The organism is Pseudoalteromonas sp. NGC95, assembly GCF_015864705.1.
In the GTDB taxonomy this organism is placed as follows: domain Bacteria; phylum Pseudomonadota; class Gammaproteobacteria; order Enterobacterales; family Alteromonadaceae; genus Pseudoalteromonas; species Pseudoalteromonas arctica.
On sequence record NZ_JADYWR010000001.1, the window covers coordinates 298,474 to 310,307 of the forward strand.

An 11,834-nucleotide genomic window follows, 5' to 3' on the forward strand; every position below is an offset into this window, starting at 1 on the left:
ACACTCCCCTCCCCGACAGCCCTTATACAGCAAGACTTTACGCCCTATTTAGCTTTTTTCATGAGACATAAAAATGTCTGAATTTGGCTCTTTGAGACACTTCCACCTCGCAAAAGTCTGAGATAAAAATGTGTAAAAATACACATTTCATCTGCCTGAATACTAAAAAGAGTATACCTGAAAAGGTATCTATAGTTGCTGAGTAAGGGCATGTTAGGCCGGGTTAAAAGCTCGAACTGTGAGTGATCTTGTGGCATTTCGTTAAATACATAAGACCACTTTTTAATTCAATATTAGGCCTCCCCCTATTCATCGGCGAAATCAGTTAAAACCGCCCCTTAAAAGATAATTTAATTTTATTCTTGCTAAAAATGAGAAAGAGCAACTAAATTATTAGTACTGCAGCGTTAAGCTGTACATATCGTAAATAGTGCTACATCACTGTTGTGAGAGGCGTCGATTGTTATGGATAAAAGAACTGAAGCTTATCAATTCTACGAAAAGTATAAAGCTAAACCGATATCAAGTTGGAAAGGCGCGACTAAAAAGCAAAGGTTTAAATGCGAAGCTATGCTTGATGGTATTGAGTGCGGCTGTATTTTCGAAAATTCGTACTCTCATATGACAGTTATTTTCAATCGATGGAGAAAAAAATTAGTAGGCCATGATTTATATGGAGTGATGTGCCCAACTCACCGTAAAGCCTTTGCTAAAAGCAGAACAAAGCATACCTATTATGAAAACATGAGTCGTTTTGGTCTTTTAAAATTAGCGCTAAAAAACAAAGGTAAAGGAAAGGTTTGCAAGCACGCTAACGACAATGTTCATTACCTAGAAATGTTACGAAGAAAAAATGAGGACGGTTTAACACTTATAGATCTCATTAATGAACACCTTGGTGCACGGCGATTGCGTCCAGAATTACAGCAGTATACTTTAGATGATTGGCGCGCATACCTTAAAAAGAAGAATTTTTTCAACAAATCAGAATGGAAAAGGTTGGACCCGTACACTCAGATGCTTTGCTATAAACAAGGCTACATGCCTCAGTTAACAAAAGAGTTTTTTTCAACACGTCTCATTTTTGAATCGCATACACATGCTGTAATTCAATGTGAAAGCTATGCTGAACTTGTCTTCGCGAAGGTGCTTGATGAATTACGGCTGGATTATAAAGTTCACCCAGAATGGCCATTTTGGTTCAAAAATGAATCCTATAAGAGCAAAGCTGATTTTACCATTATGCTTAATGGTAAAGTTGTTATGGTTGAACTATGGATGTTACGAAAAGATCTTTTATCCGTTGCTGAGTTGTCAGATAAGTTTGTTCAAAAGTACCTTCGTAGAAGAGCTAAAAAAGAATTAAAGATTAAGGCGTGCGCTGAGTCCGCATATGATATTTTTATAAATGTTGAAGCTAGAATACTCAGAAATGATGGTTTAGAAGCTTATTTAATAGAAATTAAGAAGATATTAAAATCATTAAACATTAAAAATATTGAATGTATCTCCCCTAGTTTATTTACTGATGTTGAAAAGTTACTCTTCAAATTAAAGATATTAGACGTTGAAGAGTTGATAAGTTATGCCAAATTAAATAACTATCGTTATTTTACGCAATTTGACAATCATCTAGCCAAAGCGATACGAAAAAAACCTCAACTCCAAACCAAGCTAGAAAAGGCATTGGCTATTGAATTTAAACGAGTCCCGAACTCTCGGTTTTTTGAAACCCCTCCTCTTGATAATATTATTGAATACGTTAGTGCAAGAAAAGAACTTCATAATAAAGAAGCTTATACGGCAGCTCATACTAATGGGTTGTTGCCTGATGGTTTTATGGCAAGCCCTATCAATAGTTACCCTGAACTTAAATGCTGGAAACAACTATGGGGCGAACCACTACTAGTAAGTTACTTTGAAGCAAAACAGATAGTCAACAATTTAGATGTAAAGGGGAAAACAGATTTCACACGCAGACGCGCTAAGGTTAAAAAAAGTTTAAACAAAAACGATCCTGATTTTGAATTATTAAAAGTACGTGCTAATCCTGGTAATCATATATCTGGAGGGTATGGCGAATTTACAACATGGGATGACTTTACCGGCGATACAGATGCAATTAAGCAAAAGAGCAGAAAAATAGAGCTTAAGCAATATGCCGAAATAATTCAAGGAGGCGATTTGATAGCAATAACCAATAAGCTTAATACGCTTGTTTTTTTATCCCCTACTGAATTACGAAAAATATTAGGTAAAAAAGCGAGTGATGCTTTAGCCCATTTGAAAAATACCGCATTCATCGAATTAATTTTATTTGGTAAAACAAATAATCACATTAAGGATCTGAATATACTTGTGAATTATATCCCTGAAAACGCTTATGTAACTGAAAATGAGTGGCGAAAACAAAGAGAAATAAATATTGCATATCGTCTGTTCCCATCAAAACTAGGGAGGCATGTGATCTCAGGTGAAGAGGTCTCATGGAGTAAAGTTAAAAGTATACTGAAAAAAAAGTCAGATAATAGAACACCTATAGGTGAGTGGTTTTTATCAAATTTAAAATTACTTGAGGAGTTAACTAATACAGAACCTGTCACATATTTTGTGTAATTGCTTAGTTTAAATAACATCTTTCAAACGGTATTTGAATCCAGCTAAAAACTATTAGCGACCGTTTTACATTAAATTCGCGCCAGCTTTGCCTTAAATGCCCGCTCGAAGAGCAAGTGATCTAGCTTGCGATTAAAAACTCTCGTTTTGCACACAAAAAAATAGACAAGATACATGAAGTTTTTACGAAAACTAAAACTTTCCAAAATTATCGTTTAATATGATAGTTAAAATAGGCTCGTCAGGAGATAATTTATGAACGCAATACAAATAGCCACTTTATTAGTTTTAGCTATGTCTGTAGTGACTCTCGCCACTGGTTTATACGCCCTTAAAAATAGAAACAGATAGTGTTCTTTTATCTAATTAGCAATGTTTTTCAGCTTTGATAGCGTATAAGTCGACATACGCATTTCGTGTCCCAAAAATCGTATGCGATTTAGGATATTATTCATTACCTTGCTATATTCTTTTACTCAGGGTTTTACGAGTTAGCTATGAACGCTAAAGGTAATTGTTGTCAATCATAGTGAGCTACTAATGAATAAGGTACAGCACATAAGTACAAAGCATGACTTTATCAATACCGTTACGCTTGGAGAATTAAATACACACTCAAGTCCTATGGCTGAAATTGCGATAGTTAAAGTAGGCTTAACAACAGCCGGTTTACGTACTTTTTCTACTTCAATACAATGGGAATTGAGTACTTTAGCAAAAGCGCTGGGCACAACTGAGCGTACTTTGTTACGTAACAAAGATAAGCCCTTAAATAAACAGATCAGTGAGAATGCGATTGAAGTGGCACGATTATCAAACTTTGGGATTGCATATTTCAGCAGTATCGATAATTGGAATATATGGTTAGACACACCCAATGTTCAATTTGATAATCAACCTGCGAGAGCCATAATGAACAGTATCCGTGGCCGTGAATTAATACACAGAGTTATTAGCGGGCTACAGCATGGATTTACAGCGTAATAGTCGTTTATCGGATAGGCCCTAAGCAATATAACAATCCCTGTAATTGTCTTTCAGTATTAAACCCGTTGCCTAACTGATTATAACGTCTCTACACAACAATCGGGTATGCTTGAAAAGGCCTCAATTTGTCATTTTTAAGCCGCATATTTTCATATCTAAAGCTATCTTCTCATCTGTTTTTAATCACGTAACTGCTTTATGTGGGGCATAAAAAATAGCACTGCTCAAAAAAGCTGGACTTGATTGGGCTACAGCGAAAATTTTTGAAGATTCGCTAGTCATTCATCTTGCGAAAAATGTGGAACATGGGGAAGTAGCTGGTCTATTTAGTTACTCATCGAGGCAAGTATTAACAGATAACTACAACGGTAACTTGCTGCAATTATCGGACGCTATCAATAGCGTGTATTCAAGAATTAAAGTGACAGGACATTAGGAATGTTGAAAAAGTTTAAGTTCATAAACAATCAATCAAAAAAAGAGTTTCTAGCGTTGCCCGATAAAATTCAAAAGCGCTTTGCAAGTGATTTAAACGCTATCTGTCAAAATAAAGAGCCATTTAGCAAGTTCAAGCACTTAAAGGACAGTGTAGGTATTGGCGCGGTTGAACTAATAGAAAACGGCAGACCAGCATATAAAACGATTTATGTTGCTAAATTTGCTGACAATGTTTTTATTTTGCACTCACTTACCAAAACTACTATCGGGGTAGATAGGCAGGCAATGGACACTGCGAAGAAACGATACAAATTAATGGAAAAAGAAGTTAAGTGACACATATCACTACTTGAATATATATCAACACTAATATATAGTGGTTATAATTTGAACAATAAGGTTGTTAAGATGACTCTTGAATACTCAAATATCTTTGATGCAATCACAGAAGATAAAGCAGAAGCCTCTGAACTACAGACGCGCTCAGATCTGATGATTGTTATTCGTGACATTATCAATGCTAAAAATTGGTCACAAGCCGATGCAGGAGTTCAATTAGGGCTAACTCAACCTCGTGTAAGCGATTTGGTAAATGGCCGAATTGATAAATTCAGCATTGATAAGTTAATGACTTGTTTATATAGAATTGGTTTTCGTTTCAAACCATCCTTTACAGATGATCAGTTAACAATGGCTGTTGAAGCCGTTAAAACACACTAATTGGAATAATTAATCAGGGAATACACATGGAATTGACATCGCGGATTCAAATCTAAAGTGCATAACGTTTAGATGGGTAGTGTTTAGAAATTAAGAGCTTTCTTTTTTAAACTGTATACCATTCAGTGAAGCGGAATTGCAACATCGATACCACCATCACCATGCGAGGGTGTAACTAATTTACCTGTTTCGCCCTAAAAGCGTTTCTAACTTTTGTTCCGCTACTTCATCATCTAATGATAGAGCCTTATATTCATCAATAAGCTTTGTTAAGCCTGAATTTTTTTCACCACGAAAATATTCAATATTACGCTCTATTTTCTTTAAAATATTAATTAGGCTAACATCATTAACGAGTGAAACATCTTCTTTGTCAGCAAATAGGTTTTTCTCTTGCGGGAAGTTCACAAAATAACGTAAACCACGTTTACCTTCACCTGACGGGTAAAGCAAGCCATTATCAACCAATGATTTTAAATCCCTTGTTGCGGTTGCCGGTGGCGCTCCTGTAATCGCTCGATATTTCTCATTAGTTAAACCATCACGCACAAAGCCATCAGCGCCTACAGTGAAGATTTTTTTCATCACCTTCTCTTGGCGTTGGTTGAGTTTGATCTCTCCATATTCAGCCCAAAACTTTGATTTTTGCAATACAAATTCAACGGATTCAAGTGACTTATCTTGCGAAGTTCTGACTAACTCAACAAACCATGCTATCCACTCATTAATTTGTAAGCTGGCATTGGTATTTCTAAGCTGTTGATAATATTCCATTCGATTAGTATTAATCATGCTCGACATACTAAAAAGCGGAGGCCTCGAAAAGTCTTGAAATAGCGCATGCTCGGTTATGGCTCTACCAACACGGCCATTACCATCTTGAAACGGATGAATAGCGACAAACCATAAATGAGCAACGGCTGCTTTTATCGGGCCTGAACAATTGGCGTTGTTATACCACTGTATGAAAGCATCCATTTCATGTTCAACCTCAGTGCGATTATTACCGGGTGCTTTGTAGATGATTTCACTATCACAGTATAAGTCTTCTCTTATTATATCAATGGGCGAGTCTCGATAATCGCCTTTAGTAATAGGGTTTAGATAATAATCTTCACTACCGTGTAATAGCTGCGTGTGCCAATGACAAAGTAAGGTTTTAGACATAGCGCTTTTAATGCTTTTGCGCACATCAACAAGCATCGCCGCAATACCTTTTTCTTTAGGGAAGTAACCACCACGTTCTGGCTCTTTTAACCCTAGAAAACGAGCAACCGATGAACGCACCTCTTCACGGTTAAGTTTTTCACCCTCAATGGCACTGGTGCTTAATGCTTCTTCAACCAGTAAGTGGATAAATGCATCATTATGGTCCTTTGACGGTATTTGCGATAATGCCCCTTCAATGCTGTAGGCTTTTTTCGAATACTCGCTGACACTTGCCTCAAAGCGTGTCACATCATATTCGAATTGAGGCCAATTTTTTTGTTGCCAATGATACATGTCATTTAAACTCTTGTATTTTATAAATCAACTTATATCGAATTATGATTTAAAAATCTACGTTTTATGAATCATATAGAAAGGGATTTTGATTTATAAAGTTAAGATGTATAAATCAAATTAATCCTTTTGGACAGGGTTGGGTTATTTAAACGTCCGCTTTGTAAAAATGTTCAAATCATTGTGAATGATATGGTAACCCCTCCGAAAAATAATAGCAGCCAAACGTAGAGTTTTCTCTTGATGCGTCCATATAAAAAATACATAAATAATCTTTTTAACCACCTTTAAACCCTATATAAAACATATAATCAGTAAAAAACCACAAAAAAATAAACCATTTAATTAAAATAACTTTTAAAAAAGTTTTAGAGATTGCTAAATAGGGTGATCTATTTTTGGAACTCATCAAAAAATCTATTAAAAATAGCTAATATACTTAAAAACGGAAGATGGTGAGTTTGAGCTTAATACGCCCCGTGACCGTGAAGGCTCTTTTGAGCCACAGCTAGTTAAAAAGCATCAAGCTCGATTTACTTCAATGGATGATAAGATTCTGTGGCTATATGCACAAGGTATGAGCACCAGTGATATCGTTAATGCATTTGATGAGTGGTATGGCGCTGATATTTCTCCTACATTGGTGTCACGTGTAACCAGTGCAGTGATGGAGCTGGTTAAAGAATGGCAATCCCGGCCATTGGATGCCATTTATCCTATTGTTTATTTGGACTGCTTGGTTGTAAAAACACGCCAAGATAAGCGCGTTATCAAAAAGTCTATTTACCTTGCCTTAGGTATTAATATTGATGGTCATAAAGAACTGCTTGGCATGTGGATTTCTGAAAATGAAGGTGCTAAATTCTAGCTAGCTGTGCTCACTGAATTAAGTCAACGGGGCGCTGAAGATATCTTAATCGCGTGCGTAGACGGCCTGAAAGGTTTTCCTGATGCGGTAAATACAGCTTACCCGCAAACACATGTTCAGTTGTGCATATGGTTCGTAACTCATTGAAATATGTTTCATGGAAATATTATAAAGCCGTGACGGCAGATTTAAAGTTGATTTACTGTTCGTCGACAAAAGAAGAGGCGTTGCTAGAGTTGGAGCGATTTGCAGAGAAATGGGACAGTCAGTACCCTCAAATAGCCAAGTCATGGCGTGCGAATTCGGATAATCTAAATACGCTATTTAATTACCCTGAGGCAATACGCAAAGCCATTTATACAACTAATGCTATTGAATCACTTAACAGCGTTATTCGTCGAGCGATTAAAAAACGTAAGCTCTTTCCAAATAACGATTCTGCAAGAAAAATGATTTATTTGGCAATAAAAGAGGCATCGAAAAAATAGACGATGCCAACTCGAGACATGAGTCGTTTTATCATTGAATTTGAGGAGCGCCTCAGTAGTAAGCATATTTAAAATCTAACAACGGGCAGTTACACAGAATCCGTTACAGGCTCACAATATCTGATAATTCAACTTGAAAAGGTGAGTGTTAGTACACACGATTGAAATCTAATTAACCGCCGCTAACTTCCCCATTTTTAGCATTACATGCGTCGCTAACTTTTTTATATGTATCACTAAATCCTTTCAATGAAATTTTACCTTTTTCATACTCTAAATCCTTGTATCTAACCATCATTGATTTTCCAATAAGCATTTCATCTAATATATTAATACTTTTATAGGATAATTCTTGTTTTAAAGGATAAACCCAATGGTTCAGGCTTTCTCCTAATCTAATTCCTTCGTGTACTTTATTTTTGTCTATTCTAATGATTGCATATGCTGTTCCAATTATCCTTCCGTGCTTAGGTTTGTGATACATATTAACAGTGCCATTGCAATAAATTGACCAAACTCCAAGCTCTCTATCACTATAATAACCACTAACAACTACTTCATCAGTCCATTCATCGATTGATTCATTCACAGACCAACTTGCTGACTCTGCAACTCCTGAAATACAAATTAGAGTAAGCCCTATAATTTTACTAGCCATTTTTAAATCCATTTTTAAATCCATTTTTAAGAAACTTGTATTTAATGCTATTTTACACCTAACGCCTCTCGTAAACAATTGATTCGATGAATGATAGCTTGTTATGGATACAAAAAATGCTCCTTGAATGACACTACCAAACTAGTATCATAAAGCACATTATTGATACCATTTTATGACACTGGTGAAATAGGTTTAGGTTAAATGAGAACATTTTCAGCAGGCTTAACAGGGATAGAGCCAATTATAAGGGAACTGTTTGAAGAAAACTTTGGCGGCTATGATAATCGGGATATTATACCAAGGAAATATTGGAGATTCACCGCCGCAAATGCCACATGCTCCAGAATTACTCATCCTCGCGCAACATCAGGCTACAGTAGTTTTCATGACAAAGTCATTCAACACATCATAGAAATGTAAATTTTAAACTTATGAACTTTACAGGGAAATAGAAGGTAAGAGTAAAAATCGTTTTCCCTGCTCAACTGTAACCCCTTAAAAAGACTTTTTGCCGACTTCACTTTTGTGATGGAGCACAAGAATGCCTAAACTTGATAATTTGAAACGATCTGTCATAGCTAAGATCGGAAGTTAAAATAGTGAAAATATATTCCGATAATTTATCTTCCATCGCCCATAGCAGGCTACTTTTCATAAAGTTAAGTCTGTAAATTGTAAATAACCTATATAGCTGCTAACTTAAATATGTACAATTAACATACAAACAACATACAAATAAGGACATTGAATTATGAAAAACACGATCCCCCTGCTCGCGCTTTCATCACTACTTCTCACAGCCTGCTCACCATTTAATGGTTCTCCTGAACAAGTCATTGATACCTTTAATTCAGCGGCTAAAGCCGGTGATGTTAAAACCGCTTTTTCGGTTGTTTATGATCCTAAAGGACGAAAAACAAGAAAAGTGGCTAACTGGTCAGAGAGTAAGCTACAGAATGCTGGCAAAATGCTTCAAAAAATACATGAACAAAAAACGGGGAATATGACTTTAAATGAAAAGACTTGTTATCTCGATGCTGAAACAATAGAAGCAGAAGGACTGCCTAAGGAGTGGGGAGGCGCATGCATGTATGAATATACATTGAATGACGGCTCAGTAAAAACGATTGATTTTGTCTACGAAAATGGCAAGTGGGCCATGAGCTTCCCGTTCTAAGCTATGTGACGACAACACCCCATATAAACGCGCTTGCTATTAATTGCTGTAAGCGCTTAAACGATGTTTCATACTCTCGCATAGCCTCCGTAAGTAGCTGAAATTTTCAGGGTGCTTTTGCATATCATTAGTAATAAAAAGCTAAAAAGGATTCAACAATAGGCTCACTTTCAGGTGACTTCACGCGTGCAAACATGACATTACCGTTAGGCTGAATTTCAAACTGAATTTTATTTTTTTACCTAAGTGCAATGCTTAGCGTTCAACATTAGGTACGGTTGCTTGAAAACGATCGGTTAATGTTGATTCTGTAACTAAAGCTACTTGTGTCATATGCTCTCCCAAAACTAAGCTTACAATCAGTGGTAATGCAAATGCATTACCACTTCAAGATTATTAACTAAATATATTCTTAATTTAAATCGCAACGAACGCAATATTCGTTGTTATGACTACGGCCCAAGCTACCTTGTTAAATGTTTCTCGCGTCTTTGAATTTCTGTCAACGGTGAAACCTTAGAAGTCCATTGAGCACAGAAGTTAACTCAACCCTTATTAAACATAATAATAGCTATCGTAAATAGGGGTTTACGAGAGCTATTTTTATACGTTATTAGTACTACTTACATACTTACATACTTACATACTTACAGCCACACTCGAAGGGCGAAAAAATAACGAAACTTAAAGGTGCGAAATTTTCGCAAAAAAAACTTGTGAAAAAGCGTACCGATTGGAGCTATTTTAGCTGAACAGGCGTTCATTCTCTGCTTCATATTTTTTCGTTAAACAACTATTTTAAAAATCAGAACAGAACATCAATGCTAGCGTACATCGGTATATGTTTTATATATATGAACTACGTCTTCCTTGAATAAATACTTATTCAGTCACGCTCCCTTCCTGCATCAACATTAAAACGCATAAATAGCCTTATTTATCACCTCAGAACCCACTTAAAACACAAAATCAATTAAAAAACGTAAAAATAATCTTTGTTTAAAAAAGTTAAAATTTAACCAATTGAAATTACAGCATGCTTTTTAGGGTGCTCTAATTTTTTTATATGTCAAAAAATTATGTTTACGATTCGACTTGTACCTAATCTAAAACTTATAATTAATAAAACAATAAAAACCTCACAAAAAGTAACCAGTTGAATTAAAAGTCATTTTTAAAAGTCAAATTTTAGAGAGTGTTAAATAGGGTGCTCTATTTCTGGAACTCATCAAAAATCTATTAATTTGCGAAAAACCTATAATTTGAATTCGTTTAGATGGGGAGATATTCATTTTTGAGATTATCTTAAATTTATGAATAAAACTCAGAACTTAAAGTCGCGGAAATAGCGGAAAATTGAAAGTTTATTAGCTGAACAGGCGTTCATTCTCTGCTTCATATTTTTTCGTTAAGCAAGTATTTTAAAAATCAGAATATCAATACTAACGTTCATCGTTATATGCTTTAGTTATACGAACTACGTCTTCCTTAAATAAATACTTGTTCAGTCACTCTCCCTTCCAACGTCCACATTAAAACGCACAAATAGCCTTACTTATCACCTCAAAATCCACTTAAAAAATAAAAATAAATTAAAAAACATAAAATAACCTTTTTTTTTGAAAAAAAATTAAACTTTAACCCATTGAAATTAAACAACATTTAAAAAGTGAAAATTACAACGTGCTTTTTGGGGTTCTCTAATTTTTTTATATATCAAAAATAATGTTTACGATTCGACTTGTACCTATGGAGCTAGTTCACTTGCCGTATTCATAAGAAAGTAACTTTTGTTGCTTGTACTAATGTAGGTCTTATTAGCACGACTAATTGACCACGGTATCGAAATGAATGCTTTGTGATCCTTTAATAATTAAAACGTATGGAAAAACGAATTTATGAAATACAGACAGAAATCGATCCCACTTTTAAAGGCTGAGTTAAAAACTCACCCGCTATTAATTGAACTGACAAAAAATGATGTGATACAGCTAAAAGCTAACCAAAGTATCTGTGACTTACCCATAGAAATAGTACAGTCATTATTAGACTTGCACCCATTAGCCGTCACTATTGATACTGGCGATAATAGCTATTTAACGCTTACATCTAGCGGCATACTCGAACGCTTTAAAGCACATCCGTTGAAAGCGAAATTAAGTTTAAGGTTACATATTTACCCGCAAGAAGTTACTGAACAGGTTCTTCTGACAAACTTACTTTATGATGGTGCATTAACGCTTTTTTCAAAAACCAATTTAAGTACAAATATTAAACATCGACTTGGTTGTTTTAAAGCACACGGTATACACGCCCCTAAAAAAACGATATTGGCAAACTTAGCTAATACCTCTCCTTCTATTTTTCGGTAATGGA

General features: G+C 35.4%; 9 protein-coding genes and 1 pseudogene. 8 read left to right on the top strand and 2 right to left on the bottom strand.

Annotation, left to right across the window (positions count from 1 at the left end; genetic code table 11):
- Nucleotides 1-465 precede the first annotated feature (465 nt).
- From I6E70_RS01385 to I6E70_RS01400, 4 genes are all read left to right on the top strand, one after another.
- Complete coding sequence (locus tag I6E70_RS01385; protein ID WP_182752378.1) at nt 466-2,616, top strand: hypothetical protein; 2,151 nt, start codon at nt 466-468, stop codon at nt 2,614-2,616.
- A 540-nt stretch (nt 2,617-3,156) separates the two neighbouring features.
- Complete coding sequence (locus I6E70_RS01390; RefSeq protein WP_197187859.1) at nt 3,157-3,600, top strand: antitoxin Xre/MbcA/ParS toxin-binding domain-containing protein; 444 nt, start codon at nt 3,157-3,159, stop codon at nt 3,598-3,600.
- Between the two features lie 441 nt (nt 3,601-4,041).
- A complete protein-coding gene (locus I6E70_RS01395) occupies nt 4,042-4,377 on the top strand; it encodes a type II toxin-antitoxin system RelE/ParE family toxin (protein WP_166421681.1) in 336 nt (111 codons plus the stop codon).
- 72 nt (nt 4,378-4,449) lie between these two features.
- The gene (locus I6E70_RS01400) at nt 4,450-4,761 is read left to right on the top strand and encodes a helix-turn-helix domain-containing protein (protein WP_166421682.1); all 312 of its coding nucleotides are present in this window, start codon (nt 4,450-4,452) and stop codon (nt 4,759-4,761) included.
- A gap of 180 nt (nt 4,762-4,941) precedes the next feature.
- On the opposite strand, the gene I6E70_RS01405 is transcribed toward I6E70_RS01400, so the two are convergent.
- Entirely contained in the window at nt 4,942-6,264 is a 1,323-nt protein-coding gene (locus I6E70_RS01405) for a Fic family protein (protein WP_197187860.1), read from the bottom strand.
- Between the two features lie 433 nt (nt 6,265-6,697).
- Between I6E70_RS01405 and I6E70_RS01410 the strand changes: the two are divergent.
- Nucleotides 6,698-7,620 (top strand): annotated as a pseudogene (locus tag I6E70_RS01410) (IS256 family transposase).
- Nucleotides 7,621-7,792: 172 nt separating this feature from the next.
- On the opposite strand, the gene I6E70_RS01415 reads toward I6E70_RS01410, so the two are convergent.
- A complete protein-coding gene (locus I6E70_RS01415; RefSeq protein WP_165743724.1) occupies nt 7,793-8,290 on the bottom strand; it encodes a hypothetical protein in 498 nt (165 codons plus the stop codon).
- Nucleotides 8,291-8,482: 192 nt separating this feature from the next.
- On the opposite strand from I6E70_RS01415, the gene I6E70_RS01420 reads away from it, so the two are divergent.
- The 3 genes from I6E70_RS01420 (at nt 8,483) to I6E70_RS01430 (ending at nt 11,830) form a co-directional block, all read left to right on the top strand.
- Complete coding sequence (locus I6E70_RS01420) at nt 8,483-8,701, top strand: hypothetical protein (RefSeq protein WP_197187861.1); 219 nt, start codon at nt 8,483-8,485, stop codon at nt 8,699-8,701.
- Nucleotides 8,702-9,032: 331 nt separating this feature from the next.
- Nucleotides 9,033-9,458 (top strand): hypothetical protein, encoded by a 426-nt coding sequence (locus I6E70_RS01425; RefSeq protein ID WP_197187862.1) that lies wholly within the window; start codon nt 9,033-9,035, stop codon nt 9,456-9,458.
- A gap of 1,898 nt (nt 9,459-11,356) precedes the next feature.
- Nucleotides 11,357-11,830: a hypothetical protein gene (locus tag I6E70_RS01430; protein ID WP_182752375.1), complete on the top strand. Its 474-nt coding sequence runs from the start codon at nt 11,357-11,359 to the stop codon at nt 11,828-11,830.
- The last annotated feature ends 4 nt before the right edge of the window (nt 11,831-11,834 follow it).

Bases quoted from the DNA above. Each gene is read 5' to 3' on its own strand.
- I6E70_RS01430 (WP_182752375.1), top strand. From the start codon at position 11,357: ATGAAATACAGACAGAAATCGATCCCACTTTTAAAGGCTGAGTTAAAA.
- I6E70_RS01385 (WP_182752378.1), top strand. From the start codon at position 466: ATGGATAAAAGAACTGAAGCTTATCAATTCTACGAAAAGTATAAAGCT.
- I6E70_RS01390 (WP_197187859.1), top strand. From the start codon at position 3,157: ATGAATAAGGTACAGCACATAAGTACAAAGCATGACTTTATCAATACC.
- I6E70_RS01425 (WP_197187862.1), top strand. From the start codon at position 9,033: ATGAAAAACACGATCCCCCTGCTCGCGCTTTCATCACTACTTCTCACA.
- I6E70_RS01395 (WP_166421681.1), top strand. From the start codon at position 4,042: ATGTTGAAAAAGTTTAAGTTCATAAACAATCAATCAAAAAAAGAGTTT.
- I6E70_RS01420 (WP_197187861.1), top strand. From the start codon at position 8,483: ATGAGAACATTTTCAGCAGGCTTAACAGGGATAGAGCCAATTATAAGG.
- I6E70_RS01405 (WP_197187860.1), bottom strand. From the start codon at position 6,264: ATGTATCATTGGCAACAAAAAAATTGGCCTCAATTCGAATATGATGTG.
- I6E70_RS01400 (WP_166421682.1), top strand. From the start codon at position 4,450: ATGACTCTTGAATACTCAAATATCTTTGATGCAATCACAGAAGATAAA.
- I6E70_RS01415 (WP_165743724.1), bottom strand. From the start codon at position 8,290: ATGGATTTAAAAATGGCTAGTAAAATTATAGGGCTTACTCTAATTTGT.